The sequence below is a fragment of the Comamonas composti DSM 21721 genome (assembly GCF_000429845.1).
Lineage (GTDB): Bacteria > Pseudomonadota > Gammaproteobacteria > Burkholderiales > Burkholderiaceae_C > Comamonas > Comamonas composti.
The window spans coordinates 119,886-133,299 of the sequence record NZ_AUCQ01000014.1; the positions used below are offsets into that span (position 1 = coordinate 119,886).

Annotated in this window: 11 protein-coding genes and 1 tRNA gene; 4 read left to right on the top strand and 8 right to left on the bottom strand. The window is 65.4% G+C overall.

What is annotated here, in order from left to right; genetic code table 11:
* Window positions 1-258: 258 nt before the first annotated feature.
* The 7 genes from G486_RS0110315 to G486_RS0110340 all read right to left on the bottom strand — a co-directional run bounded on the left by G486_RS0110315 (window position 259) and on the right by G486_RS0110340 (window position 7,381).
* Window positions 259-687 (bottom strand): putative glycoside hydrolase, encoded by a 429-nt coding sequence (locus G486_RS0110315; protein WP_156919983.1) that lies wholly within the window; start codon window positions 685-687, stop codon window positions 259-261.
* A complete protein-coding gene (locus G486_RS23500) occupies window positions 575-1,357 on the bottom strand; it encodes a glycoside hydrolase family 3 N-terminal domain-containing protein (protein WP_084455176.1) in 783 nt (260 codons plus the stop codon). Before G486_RS23500 ends, G486_RS0110315 begins: the two co-directional genes overlap by 113 nt.
* Window positions 1,358-1,498: 141 nt before the next feature.
* Window positions 1,499-2,956, bottom strand: coding sequence for a two-component system sensor histidine kinase CreC (gene creC, locus G486_RS0110320; RefSeq protein ID WP_027015475.1), 1,458 nt, complete (start codon window positions 2,954-2,956; stop codon window positions 1,499-1,501).
* Between the two features lie 14 nt (window positions 2,957-2,970).
* The gene (creB, locus tag G486_RS0110325) at window positions 2,971-3,693 is read right to left on the bottom strand and encodes a two-component system response regulator CreB (RefSeq protein WP_034387232.1); all 723 of its coding nucleotides are present in this window, start codon (window positions 3,691-3,693) and stop codon (window positions 2,971-2,973) included.
* A gap of 120 nt (window positions 3,694-3,813) precedes the next feature.
* A complete protein-coding gene (gene rapZ / locus G486_RS22005) occupies window positions 3,814-4,746 on the bottom strand; it encodes an RNase adapter RapZ (protein WP_084455178.1) in 933 nt (310 codons plus the stop codon).
* A gap of 20 nt (window positions 4,747-4,766) precedes the next feature.
* Window positions 4,767-6,482 (bottom strand): DNA repair protein RecN, encoded by a 1,716-nt coding sequence (gene recN / locus G486_RS22010; RefSeq protein WP_034387234.1) that lies wholly within the window; start codon window positions 6,480-6,482, stop codon window positions 4,767-4,769.
* 2 nt (window positions 6,483-6,484) lie between these two features.
* On the bottom strand, window positions 6,485-7,381 hold the full coding sequence (locus G486_RS0110340) for an NAD kinase (protein ID WP_027015477.1): 897 nt from the start codon (window positions 7,379-7,381) through the stop codon (window positions 6,485-6,487).
* A 30-nt stretch (window positions 7,382-7,411) separates the two neighbouring features.
* Between G486_RS0110340 and hrcA the strand changes: the two genes are divergently transcribed.
* The gene (gene hrcA / locus G486_RS0110345) at window positions 7,412-8,413 is read left to right on the top strand and encodes a heat-inducible transcriptional repressor HrcA (RefSeq protein ID WP_027015478.1); all 1,002 of its coding nucleotides are present in this window, start codon (window positions 7,412-7,414) and stop codon (window positions 8,411-8,413) included.
* A gap of 95 nt (window positions 8,414-8,508) precedes the next feature.
* Window positions 8,509-8,585 (top strand) — tRNA-Ile (locus G486_RS0110350).
* A 342-nt stretch (window positions 8,586-8,927) separates the two neighbouring features.
* Here G486_RS0110350 and G486_RS22015 read toward each other — a convergent pair.
* Entirely contained in the window at window positions 8,928-9,905 is a 978-nt protein-coding gene (locus tag G486_RS22015; protein WP_169728588.1) for a helix-turn-helix transcriptional regulator, read from the bottom strand.
* 113 nt (window positions 9,906-10,018) lie between these two features.
* Here G486_RS22015 and G486_RS0110360 point away from each other — a divergent pair, with 113 nt between their 5' ends.
* Window positions 10,019-12,130, top strand: a complete 2,112-nt coding sequence (locus tag G486_RS0110360; protein WP_027015479.1) for a TonB-dependent receptor — start codon at window positions 10,019-10,021, stop codon at window positions 12,128-12,130.
* Entirely contained in the window at window positions 12,120-13,397 is a 1,278-nt protein-coding gene (locus G486_RS22020; protein ID WP_051303392.1) for an MFS transporter, read from the top strand. Before G486_RS0110360 ends, G486_RS22020 begins: the two co-directional genes overlap by 11 nt.
* Window positions 13,398-13,414: the final 17 nt, after the last annotated feature.

A 13,414-nucleotide genomic window follows, 5' to 3' on the forward strand; every position in this document is an offset into this window, starting at 1 on the left:
ATCAATGGGCAATCCGGACAATTAATTGTGCAATCCGGCCATCAAGCCGTGAGGTGCGGCGCCTTGCAGGTTTTAGCTGCATAGAAAAGAGGAGCTGCCAGCGCTTGCCTAGAGGACATTTCAGATAGAAAACCTATTGAAATGCCCATCTATCAAGCGCTGGCAGCTCCTGTTTTGACCACCGCTCCTCCGAAGGGGAGGGCTTTGAGAGGCGATGCATTCTGATGCCGGTGTCCAGCCAGCCCCGGCCTCAGGGCTTTAGCTCGCGGGGCAGTCCAGCAAATGCTCGGCAGCCGCGCCGAGCTGTACCTGGTGGATGGACAGCTGCAGGCCTGGGGCGGAGCGGATGCCCAGCGGGACTTCCAGCCGCTTCAGATCGGCCCCTCTGCGAAAGCATTTCAGGGGGATGGCCACCGTCATCCATTGCTGCTGCGGCAGGCCTTGCAGCCAGGAGCCGATCTGCAGCTCACTACGCCCGCCTGCGCTTGCGGCATAGGCCACCACATGGCCCTGGCTGGGCAGTGCATCGATGCGCAAGGTGGCGGTCAGCAGCAGGTCGCCATTCGCCTGGCGGTCAAAGTCCCTGGGCTGCTTGGCACGTAGCTCCCAGGCGCCCGGCTGCTGGCCGCTCCAGGTGAGCCGGCGCGCATCCTCCTGCATCTTGTAGTCCAGTGCGCTCAGCGTCACGCTGCCGTCCGGGGTCCGGGCCGGCGCCAGACTGGCATCCACGGCCGCACCCTGGCTGTCGAGCAATCTGGACTGGATGCCTGTAAACGCCACGCCACGCTGGAAAAACACATCCTCCGGCTGTGCCGTTCCCGAAATGCCCGACTGTTCGGACAGAGGCGCCAAAGTGCATGCGCCCCTTGAGCACATCGGTGAGCAGGGGCTTGTAAGCATGCATCTTGAGGCCGTTGAAGCTGCTGTAGGAGGCCATGACCGACTGCGCCCCGGCTGCAATGCCGCTCACATAGCCGGCTGCATGGATGTCGCGCAAGGTGGCTTCGGAGCTGCGTGTATCGCCCTGGTCGCGGCCCTCGAAGGTGCCGCCGTCCCCCACAAAATGCTTGATCGAGGCCATGATCCGGTCATCACCGAGAAAGCCGGGCTCGCCGGCCTTGCCCTGCAGGCCTTCGACCATGGCGCGTGCATATTCGGCCACCAGCTCGGGCCGTTCCGCATAGCCTTCATAGCTGCGTCCCCAGCGCATGTCACGCGGTACGGTGACCGTGGGCGCAAACGCCCACTCCATGCCCGTGACGTGCGTCTCCAGGGCCGTGACCGAAGGGTTGGAGCGAAATCGGGCGATTTCTTCGCGCTGTGGCTTGCTTGCACCCCGGTGCAAGCTGCGCCCCATCGCTTTGAACTCATCCCGATTGCGCTCCAACGCGGCAGCGTAGAGATCGTAAACACGTTCTTACAGCTGATCACATTGATTTCAGATGCGCGGATTTCTCACCGCGGTCAGGGCTTGCCCGGCGCCTTGTGGCGGGGCTGCCTAGCGGGCCGGGCCCCAGTTCAGCGTCACGCACAGCCCGGGCTGGCTGTTGTGCGCCTGCATGCTGCCGCCGTGCAGCACCATGATGCGCAGCACGATGGACAGGCCCAGGCCCGTGCCGCTGCGCTCGCCGCCGGGCCGGGGCGTGGTGAAAAAGCGCTGGCCCAGCCGGCCCAGCAGGGCGGGCGGCACGCCCGGGCCCTGGTCGCGCACGCTGATGCGCGCGGGGCCGAGTTCGATCGCAACCGTGCTGCCCGTGGGGGAGAAGTCCAGCGCGTTCTGCAGCAGATTGCTGATCGCCAGCACGACCAGGCCGGCCTCCCACGGGCCCTGGCTGTCCTCGCCGTCGAGCTCCAGCCGTATGCCGCGCTGGTGTGCGGCACTCTCCAGCTGTTCCATGGCCTGCCTGGCGCAGGTGTGCAGGCTGCAGGTGCCTTCGGCCTGGAGCTGCTGGCGCTGCTCCAGACGGCTGAGCTGCAGCAGCTGATCGACGAGGTTTTGCAGCCTTTGGCACTGGTCCACGACCTGTTGCGCAAACAGCTGGCGGTCCGGCTCGGGAAGCTCATCTTGCAGCAGCTCGCCCGCGCCGCGTATCGCGGCCACCGGGCTTTTGAGCTCATGGGTCAGGGCGCGCACATAGCCTTCGATGTAGTCGCGGCCTTCGAGGCGGCGGCGCATGTTCTCCATGGCCAGCGCGAGCTCGCCGAGCTCGCCCGGCATGTCGGGCACCTTCGGGGGCGCAGCCGCCGCGCTGGGCGCGGCCTCTTCCTGCAGGGTCGGGGCCTGGACTTGCTGGGCGTAGCTGCGCAGGCGCCGCACATGCAGCACCAGCCACCAGGTCACGACAAAGCCCACGCCGGCCGAGAGCAGCAGAAACAGCAGTCCGCCGCGCAGCATCTTGCGCTCGGCGCCGTCCACGATTTTCTGCACCGAGCGCGCGGGCTTGGAGGTGGTGAGCACGCCGATGATGCGGCCGTCATCGACGATGGGCGCGGAGACGTACATCACGCTGCTGGACTCGTCGCCGGCGATCTCGCGCGTGGTGCGGGCGCCGTATTCGCCGCGCAGGGTCAGGCTCACATCGCGCCAGCGCGAATGGTCGGCACCGACTTCGCTGCCCGAGGAGTCGAACAGCACGCGGCCCTGGGCGTTGGCGACGGTGATGCGCAGGTCCAGGCTGGTCTTGCGCGTATCCCAGATCCAGACCTTGACGCTTTGCGTGGCATAGCTTTGCAGCTGGCGTGCGAAAAGACTGTGCTGCGGGTTCTGCTCCAGCGTGCCGCTGGCCAGCTCGGGTGCGGCCAGGGCGGCCAGCGCATACGCGGTTTCGACCAGGGTGTCTTCGGTGACCTTGCGCACGCTGGGCTTGATCTCGACCATGAAGACGCGCAGCACGAAGAAGGCCGCGAGGCCGTTGATCACGAAGAAGGCGAAGAACAGTCTGAGCCCGAGGCGCATGGCGAAGCGGGCTTTTACCGGGGCAGCCTGAGGCTGTAGCCCATGCCGCGATGGGTGGTGATGAGCTCCTGCTCGGGCGCCTGGGCCCTGAGCTTGGCGCGCAAGGTCTTGATGTGGGTGTCCACGGTGCGGTCCGTGCTGTCGCTGTCCAGGCCCCAGATGTGCTCCAGCAGGAACTCGCGGCTCAGGATGCGGCCGGGCCGCGCGAGCATGCAGGCCAGCAGTTGGTATTCGCGCCGCGTGAGGTCCAGGGCCCGGCCCTGCAGGTGGATGCGCTGGCCGGGCTCGTCGAGCGCGAACCAGGCAAGGCCCGGGGCCGTGGTCTCCTGCACGGCGGAGGCCTGCAGGCGCTGCACGCGACGCAGCAGGGCGCGCGTGCGCGCGACCAGCTCGCGCGGGCTGAAGGGCTTGGTGAGGTAGTCGTCGGCGCCCAGCTCCAGGCCCAGCACGCGGTCCATTTCCTCGCCCCGGGCGCTGAGCACCAGCAGCGGCGTCTGGGCGCCGGCTGCACGCAGCTCGCGGCACCAGTCCAGGCCGTTGCCGTCGGGCAGGCCGACGTCGAGCAGCAGCACATCGAAGCGCCGCGACTTCCACTGCGCGCGCGCATCGGCCAGCAGCAGGCAGTGGCTGGCCGCAATGCCGTCGCGCGCCAGCGCATAGCAGACGGTGCGGGCAATCGCGGGATCGTCTTCGACGAGCAGCACCTGGGGCGCATGGGGGCTGGTGACGGCGTGCATCAAGGCCTGGGGGTCAGAGATCTTGCTATTGAAAACAAAGCTGCTAGCGCTTGATACACATTGATTTCAACATGATTCATGTCTGAAATTCAGATGTAACAAGCGCTACCAGCTCACTTTTTAAGATGTTCTTGTGGGAGCTTGCGGCTCGTCCTGGGGCTGGGCCTGGGGTTTGGCGGCCTGGGCCGGGCCGTGGCTGTCCAGCGAGCGGTGGCGGCGCAGCGTCAGCCAGTTGGCCGAGAAGTGGCGCGTGAGCTCCTCGACGAGAAACACCGAGCGGTGCTGGCCGCCCGTGCAGCCTATGGCCACGGTGAGGTAGCTGCGGTGGTTGGCGGCCATCACGGGGAGCCAGTTTTCGAGAAACTGCTGGATGTCGGCGCGCATTCTGAGCGCCTCGGGCTGCTGGCGCAGAAAGTCGGCCACGGGCAGGTCCTGGCCTGTGAGCGGGCGCAGGTCGGGCTCGTAGTACGGATTGGGCAGCATGCGCACATCGAACACGAAGTCCGAATCCGAGGGCAGGCCGTGCTTGAAGCCGAAGGACTGAAAGACCAGGGTCATCTGGCCCACGGGCGCGGCGATCAGCTCCTTGATATAGCTTTGCAGCTGCGATGCGCGCAGGTTGCTGGTGTCTATGACATGGGATTTGTCGCGCAGCTCGCCGAGCAGCTCGCGCTCGCTTTCTATGTCCTGCACCAGGGCACCACGGCCTGTGGCGCGCGACTCCTGGGACAGGGGGTGGCGGCGCCGGGTTTCGGAGAAGCGGCGCACCAGCGTGCCCGTGGAGGCATCGAGAAAAATCAGGTGCGGTGCAATGCCTTGCTGGCGCAACTGCCTGATCTGGCCCGGCAGTTGGGGCAGGCCCGTGGCGCTGCGCGCATCCATGGCGATGGCCACCTTGTTGCTGTGATGGCGGTGCTCGAGTGCGACAAAGGAGGACAGCAGCTCGGGGGGCAGGTTGTCCACGCAGTAGTAGCCCGCATCCTCCAGCGCATGCAGGGCAACCGACTTGCCCGAGCCGGACATGCCGGTGATCAGAACAATTTCTAACGCCATGGACTCAATTCCCTCCTGTGTCAATCAGCTCGTTTGGCGGCTGTCCGGCCTGCGGCCTTGGCCTTGCGTGGTTTGCGGCTCTGGGCCTGGCTGGCCATGGCCAGCATTTCGCGTGCATGGGCGAGCGTGGTCGCCGACAGGCGCTCGCCGCCCAGCATGCGCGCGAGCTCGGCCTCGCGCTGGCCGGCATCCAGCACCTGTACCGTGCTCAGTGTGGCTTGCTTGGCGCGCTGCTTCGATACCAGGTAATGCGTATTCGCCCAGGCCGCGACCTGGGGCAGGTGGGTCACGGCCAGCACCTGGCGGTTGTGGCCCAGCTTGTGCATGAGCCGGCCCACGGTCTCGGCCACGGCCCCGCCCACGCCCGAATCGACCTCGTCAAAGATCAGGGTGCCGGCCTCGCCGAGCTCGCTGGTGGTGACGGCAATCGCCAGCGAGATGCGCGACAGCTCCCCGCCCGAGGCCACCTTGGCCATGGGCCTGGGGGTGACGCCCGGGTGGCCTGCGACCAGAAAGGCCACGCTGTCCGTGCCCGAGGCGCCGGGTGCATCGGCGCTGGAGAGTGCGGCTTCGAAGACGCCGCCTTCCATGCCCAGGCCTTGCATGGCCTGGGTGATGGCGCGCGACAGCCGGGGCGCGGCCTGGGCGCGCAGCTGCGATATCTGGCGTGCCTGGGTCAGATAGCGCTGCTGGGCCTTTTTCTCCGCAGCGTGCAGGCCGTCGATGTCCACGGCCGCATCGAGCTGGGTCAGCTCCTGGCGCCAGCCGGCCAGCAGGGCCGGCAGCTCCTCGGGCCTGCGCTTGTAGCGGCGTGCCAGCTGCATCCACAGGGACAGCCGCGCATCGAGCTGGGCCAGGCTGTCCGGGTCCAGATCCGCATGGCGCAGATAGGCCTGCAGCGAATGGCGCGCATCGGCCAGCTGGGCCTGGCAGGAGGCCAGCACATCGGCCATGTTCTGAAACTCGGGCTCCAGGTGTTCCTGACTTTGCAGCAGGTGCTGGGCCCGGCCCAGCGGCTGGCTGGCCCCGGCCTCGTCGTCCTCGATCAGCTGCAGCGCGGCCTGGGCCGCATCCATCAGCGTCTGGGCATGGGACAGGCGCGTGTGCTGGGCGTTGAGCTCGTCCCATTCGTGGTCCAGCGGGGCCAGCTTGTCGAGCTCGGCGATCTGCCATTGCAGACGGTCGCGCTCGCGCTGCAGGCTGTCCTGCGTGGATTGGGCATGCTCCAGCGCGCGTCTGGCCTGGCTCCACTGGCTCCACAGCGTCTGCAGCTCGCGGCAACTGATGCCGCCATAGGCATCGAGCAGCTCACGCGCGGCGTCGGGCCGGGTCAGGCTTTGCCATGCATGCTGGCCGTGAATGTCGATGAGCTGATCGCCGAGGGTGCGCAGCTGCGTGGCCGTGGCCGGCGCGCCGTTGATCCAGGCGCGGCTGCGTCCCTGGCTGTCTATGTTTCTGCGCAGCAGCAACGGCTCTTCGCGCTCGAAGCCGGCTTCCTCAAGCCAGGGCTGAAGATGGGCCGGGCAGTCGAACTCGGCGCAGATATCGGCCTGGGTGCAGCCTTCGCGCACCACGCCGGTGTCGGCACGCGCCCCGAGCACGAGCTGCAGGGCATCGATGAGAATCGACTTGCCGGCCCCGGTCTCGCCCGTGAGCACGGAAAAGCCCGCGTGCCAGCTCAGCTCCAGCGCCTGGACGATGACGAAGTCGCGCAGAACAATGCGCCTCAGACCCATGCTTATTCGCCCCCTTCGTTCCAGCCCAGCTTCTTGCGCAGGGTGGCGAAATAATTCCAGCCGCGCGGGTGCAGAAAGCGCACGCAATGGTTGGCTCGCGTGACCAGGATGCGGTCGCCATGCTGCAGCGAGGCCAGGGACTGCATGTCGAAGTTGGCGCTGACGTCGCGGCCGGCCACGACCTCGATCGCGACCTCGCTGGCGTCCGACAGGACGATGGGGCGGTTGGAGAGATTGTGCGGGGCGATGGGCGCCATGACCCAGGCCGGAATCGAAGGGTGCATCATGGGCCCGCCGGCCGACAGGGCGTAGGCCGTGGAGCCCGTGGGCGTGGCGATGATGAGGCCGTCGGCACGCTGGTTGGAGACAAAGCGCCCGCCGACCTCGATGCGCAGCTCCACCATGCCCGAGGTGCCGCCACGGTTGACCACCACGTCGTTCATGGCCACGGCCTCGAAGACACAGACCCCGTAGCGCATCACGCGCGCATGCATGAGCGGGCGCACATCCTCCTCATATTCGCCACGCAGCATGGGCGTGAGCGTGGCCTCGAAATCCTCAAGCGCAATATCGGTCACAAAACCCAGGCGGCCCTGGTTGATGCCTATCAAGGGTGTGCCGTACTGGGCCAGATGCCGGCTCACGCCCAGCATGGTGCCGTCTCCGCCCACGACCAGACTCAGATCGCAATGCCGTCCCAGGCCGTCCACATCCATGGTCGGATAGTCGGCAAGACCTGCGTGAATGGCCGACTGCGTGTCCAGCACCACCTCGCAGCCCTGGTGCGTGAGAAAGCCGGCAATGCGCTGCAGAACATCGCTGGTGGTGTTGGAAGGCCCGCTCGTGTTCGGAGCGTGGTACTTTCCTATCAAACCTACGTGGCGGAACGTGGACGTCATTTCAGTAACTTACACCATTAAAATCAATACATGCTTGACGACCGTGCCAAGTTATTGCTCAAAGCCCTGATCGAGCGTTATATCGCCGACGGTCAACCTGTGGGCTCGCGAACCCTGTCGCGCGCTTCGGGCCTCGAATTGTCGCCTGCCACGATACGCAATGTGATGGCCGACCTCGAAGATCTGGGCCTGATCATCAGCCCTCATACCTCCGCTGGCCGCATTCCCACGGCCAGAGGCTATCGCCTGTTCGTGGACACCATGCTCACCGTGGACCGTGCAGACTTTGCCGCGCCCGAAATCGCGCCCGAGCAGCCGCAGAAAGTCATCGCCAACGCAGCCTCTCTGCTCTCCAGCCTGTCGCAATTCGTAGGCGTGGTCATGGTTCCCCGACGCACTTCGGTGTTCAAGCATATCGAGTTTGTGCGACTGTCCGAGCGGCGCTTTCTGGTCATCATCGTCTCGCCCGAAGGTGACGTGCAAAACCGCGTGATCTTCACCGATGTGGACTACACGCCATCCCAGCTGGTCGAAGCCTCGAATTTTCTCAACAGCCACTATGCGGGGCTTGCCATGGAGGATGTGCGCGAGCGCATACGCGGCGAGGTCGACCGCCTGCGCGGCGAGGTTGCCCAGCTCATGCAGGCCGCGGTCAGCGTGGGCGCAGAGGCCATGACTGCCCAGGAGGATGTGGTGATCGCGGGCGAACGCAATCTGCTTGCGGTCAGCGACTTCTCCAGCGACATGGACAACCTGCGCCGGGCCTTTGAGCTGTTCGAGCAGAAAACCCAGATACTGCGCCTGCTGGACTTCTCCAACAAGGCCGAAGGTGTGCGCATCTACATTGGCGGTGAAAGCCAGGTCGTGCCCTTCGAGGAGCTGTCCGTGGTCAGTGCGCCCTACGAGCTCGACGGCAAGATCGTGGGCACGCTGGGCGTGATCGGCCCTACGCGCATGAACTACGACCGCATGATCCAGATCGTGGATATCACCTCCAAGCTGGTCAGCAACGCCTTGAGCTACAAGCGCTGAAGCTGCTGCTCTGTGGTCCCCAGACTTGCGCGTGCGGGCAAGGCATGCCGAAAACCACCCTATAATGCTTGGCTTACCCAGCCTGCTGGGTTGTTGGGGCGTTAGCTCAGTTGGTTAGAGCAGAGGACTCATAATCCTTTGGTCGTAGGTTCAAGTCCTACACGCCCTACCAAGTACACAAAGGAAAGCCTGCTATTTAAAAGATAGCGGACTTTCTTCTTTTCCGGGCCATGCATCCCCCATGCATCCAGCAGTACATGGTTTTGTACCTTTCTGGCACCTGCTCGCGTTGCCCGAGTGCGATTTTTTCTAGACTCATGCTGTTTTGTGCCGTCACGCACGTCTCAGGCGTCACGCTTTGGGGTGCTGGTGGTTGGTGTCGCCGCAAAACATCTCCATGGGCATGGCCCACATCATTGCCTGCAGGGGTTCACTGCCGCATCCTGGGCGATTCGGTTTTGGACACGGGTGTTTTGACAGAAAGCTGCATTGAGTCAAGCTCCAGCTCAGTGCGCTAGCGGCGAAGCCCGCCTGAGGACTGCATCAGGGACCATTGCTTGGGGGGCGTGCCTTTGGCATGACGAAAGACCTTGCTGAAGTGGCTCAGGCTGGAATAGCCGACCGCGTAGGCGGTCTCGGTCACGGAGTGGCCCTGGGTCAGCAGGTCGGCGGCTGCATCCATGCGAATGCGCATGAGCTGAGCATGGATGGGAAGGCCGAACAATGCCTGAAAGCCCGTTTGCAGCCGTTTCTCATTGAGGCCGACAGCCTGCGACAAGGCCTGCACGGTCCAGTCCTGCCCATAGCTGCTCTCCAGCAAGGCCTTGGCCTGGAGCAGGCGTTGCCGGTCTGCGGGAATGGCAAGCGGCCTGGCGTCATCGCTCAGCGACAGGCTGTCCAGCACCAGGGCCAGAGCCTCCTGTGCCTTGGCGCGCAGGTACAGCTGGCGCGCTGCAGGGGTCTGGACGCGGCAGGCCAGCACATCGCTGGCAAGCTGCATCAGGCCGGCCGATGCGGGCGTACATCCCATGAAGGTGTCCAGGCCGGGCAGGCTGTAGTCGTGCAGCAGCTTGCCGCGCAGCGGCATCAGCGCATGTCCGGTGAGGCGATGCAGGGCCTGGGGCGTGAGGCGTATGTCCAGCATCTTGAAGCCCGAGTGGCCGATGAAGCAGTCCCAGCCCGAAGCCGTGGTGGCGGTGGACATCACGGACACCATGCCGGGCCGGAAGTCCAGCGTGGCTCCACCGTCCAGGCCGGCGCGCATGCGGCCTTCGAGCATGACGGCAATGCAGAACATGGGCGGGCTTTTGGCATGGACTTCCCATTCGGAATGCGCGCGCCCCTGCATGCAGCCTATGGAAATGCCGTCGTCCCAGTCAATGCGCTCGAGCATGCTGGCCCATTCTGCTGGCACGTCGGATGCGGATTTGTAGAGGTCTTCGACCAAGTGTGTAGCAGCGCAGGTTGAAGAAGGGATGACTGGATCGTGCATGAATTTTCCTGAAAACGTCAGTTTTTCCCTGGAATCGTTAGCCTGCATGGGAGAAATTCTAAATGATATGAATTCTCATTTATGAATTGAATCAGACCGGCAAAAGGCGATTTATGGTGTTCAAACGACCGAGGTCGCGCGTGTTCGCAGCGGCACTGGCTTCATTGGCTGCATTGGCAGAGAGCAGCAGCGCATTGGCCCAGCAAGAGGATGTGGGGCAAGAACAGGCGGTTGCCGTGCTGCCGGCCGTGGTGATTTCGGGCAGCAAGCGCGGCCAGCGCCTGGACGGCCTCCATGGAGCGGCCAGCGTGGTGGAGCGCACGGAGCTGGAGGATGCGCAAGCCACCAGCACGCTGGATCTGGCACGGGTGTTCCCTGATCTCACGCTGTCCTATAGCGGCTCGCAGCTGTTTCCCAGCTTCACTCTGCGCGGCGTGACATCGGCCCAGGACTTCTACAACCCCGCTCTGACCGTGTATGTGGATGGCGTGCCGCAGTTGCCGGTCTCCGCGATCCAGTCCCTGGTGGATGTGGAGCGTGTGGAGCTGCTCAAAGGCCCGCAGGGCACGCTGTACGGCAAGAGCGCGCAAGGAGGCGTGCTGAACATCGTCACCCACCAGCCGGACAACACCAGCCAGGCCATGCTGCGCACGGGCATCTCCAGCCATGGCGGTTATCAGGCGCAGGCCAATCTGTCCGGCCCGCTGGTGCCGGATCTGCTCTATGGCTCGGTGTCGCTTGCGGGCAGCAAGCAGCCGGGAGAGCTGGACAGCCTGGTGCTCGGCGACGGCCTTGGTGGCGTGCGCGCGCAGGCCGGCAATGTCAAGCTGCGGCTGGCGCCTGCGGGAAGCCCCTGGGAGCTGGGACTGTCGGGCGGGCGCGATTGCGCCAGAGGCCAGCAGGATGTCTACGCGCCCTATGACGAGATCGGCCAGCGCACCGCCTATGCGCTCGATGGCGTGCCCGAGGCGTTTCGCAACACCCATCAGCGGCGTTGCGTGAATGCCTGGGCGGCCCGTGCCCAATACCAGTGGGATGACTGGCAGCTCAGCGCCATCGTCAGTGCCCAGCGTCTTGCGCTGGAGCGGGATTATCTTTTCGGCGCCCAGTATTCATGGCAGCCAGAGCGGTGGCGGCAAAACACCCAGGAGCTGCGCCTGGCCACCCGGCCCGCAGACTCCGAAGGTAGCCGCTCACGTGCATGGGATGGTGTGTTCGGTCTCTACAGCCACCAGTTGGACCAGTCGCGCCACTACAGCATCGACATGGTGCTGCCGGCCCGTGCGCCATTTCTCGACAGCCGTTCGCGCAACAAGAGCGATACGCTTGCGGCCTATGGCGACGTGACCTGGTATGTCACGCCCCGGCTCGACCTGTCTGCAGGGCTGCGTCTTTCGCGCGATACGGCATCCACGGACTTCGCGGGACATCTGATGGGTGCACCCGTCGCGGGCGACCGCTCCACGCATGAAAACACCTGGCTGGGCCGCCTGGGTGCGCTCTACCGGTTCTCCTCGTCGTGGCGCGGCTATGCCAACCTGGCCCAGGGATACAAGCCTGCGGGGTATGCACTGGCGCCGACCAGCATTGCCGATGCCCAGGGGTATGGGCGCGAGCGCGCCACCAGCTACGAGATGGGCGTGCGCTATGCATCCAGCCGCCTGCGCATGCATACCGCCGTCTATCGTGTCGATACGCAGGATGGCCAGCTCTACGGGGTTGGCAACATGGGCTACCAGACCTTGAAGAATGTCGGGGACATGCGCTCCACAGGGCTGGAATTCAGCGCCGGCTGGGATGTCTCGCGCGACTGGACGCTGGAGGCCACGGGGTTTATCAGCAATGCAAAGTTTCACAGCTATACCGATACGGGCTGCGCCGATTGCAACCGCAACCGCGTGCCTTTCGTGCCCGAGCACGGCCTGACGCTGTCTGCCAAGGGGAAGCTGCGCGTGGGCGATGTGCTGCTGCGCCCGCGCATTGCGGCGCGCTATATCGGCGCCCATTATTTCGATACGGCCAACACCTTGCGCCAGGGCGGCTACACCCTCATCGATGCAGGTATTGCGTGGTCGCCAAGCCAGAACGTGGAGCTCGCCTTCTACGCCCACAACCTCACGGGCAAGGACTACCGCAGCTATGGCTTTTCCTATGGCCCGGGCAACAACTATGCGCAGGTGGGCACGGGCCGCACGCTGGGCATGACGCTGACCTATGCCTATTGAGTCCGGCAAAGCCCAGGGCAGGCTGGGCCTGGGCGCGCTGCTGGCGGCGCTGGCCGGCATCTACGTGACGCAAACCCTGGTGACCACGATTGCCATGCAGTCGCTGCCCGCGCTGCTGCGCCAGGCCGGGGCATCGCTGCAACTGGTGGGCCTGTCCTCTTTGTTCATGCTGCCGTGGGCGTTGCGCTTTCTGTGGGCGCCCGCCGTGGAGCGCTGGCGCCTGCCAATGGACAGGGTGCAGCGGCGCTCGCGCACACTCATTCTGCGCGGGCAATGGCTGCTGGCGGCAGGCATGGTGGTCGTGGCCGGCGTGGCGGCCGCCGGGGGCCTGTCGCTGCAAGCCCATGGCGCAGGGCTTTTGGCGCTGTTCTTTCTGGCCGCCGTGCTGGCGGCCACGGTGGACATCGCTTGCGGCGGTTTCGCGGTCGACCAGCTGACCCAGGACCGGCGCGGCTGGGGCAATACCGCCAAGGTCGGAGGCTCCTATTTGGGCATGCTGCTGGGCGGCAGCGCGTTCTTGCTGCTTGCCGATCGCCATGGCTGGCCGCTGGCGCTGGGCGCCGGGGGCGCGGCCATCGTGCTGTTGAGCCTGCCGCTGCTGGCGGTCAGCGAGCCCCAGCGTTCGCAAGCTGCTCATGGGTTTGCCCGGCCCAGCCTGGGGCATGCCTTGCGCCGGCCGCAGGTGCGCCGTGGGCTGCTGCTGGCCTTTGCGCTGGGTGCAGGTGTGCGCACGGCGATTGGTATGGTCGGGCCGCTGCTGCTGGACAAGGGCGCCAGCATGGCCGAGCTGGCCTGGCTGTTTGGCGCCTTCAGCGTGGGAGCCGGCCTGGCCGGAACGGCATGTGGCGGCCTGCTGGTGCGCTGGGCTCAGGGCTGGCGGGCCGTGTGGATGGCCGTGGTGCTGGAGGCCGCCGTGCTGGCGTCCCTGGCCTGGGGCGCCATGCACCTGCCGCTGGCAGAGGTGACCGTTCTGGTAGGCCTGCTGTTCGCTAGCATGGCCTGCGGTTTCGTGGCCATTTATTCGGCGCTGATGGGCCTGGCATCACCCAGCCAGCCCGGAGTGGATTTCGCGCTGTTCCAGTGCGCCGATGCGCTCATGGCCATGCTGGGCGGCATGGCCGGCGGCTGGCTCGCACAGCATTCTGGCTATGGCGCGTGCTTTGCGCTGGCTGCGGCCCTGGCGGCAGGGGCTGCCGGCCTTGCCCTGCATGCAGGGCAAGGCCTGGGCGCGGCCGGCAGCATGAAGGCTGAGGTCGGCGAATCATGAAATTCATAGCTGTCAGC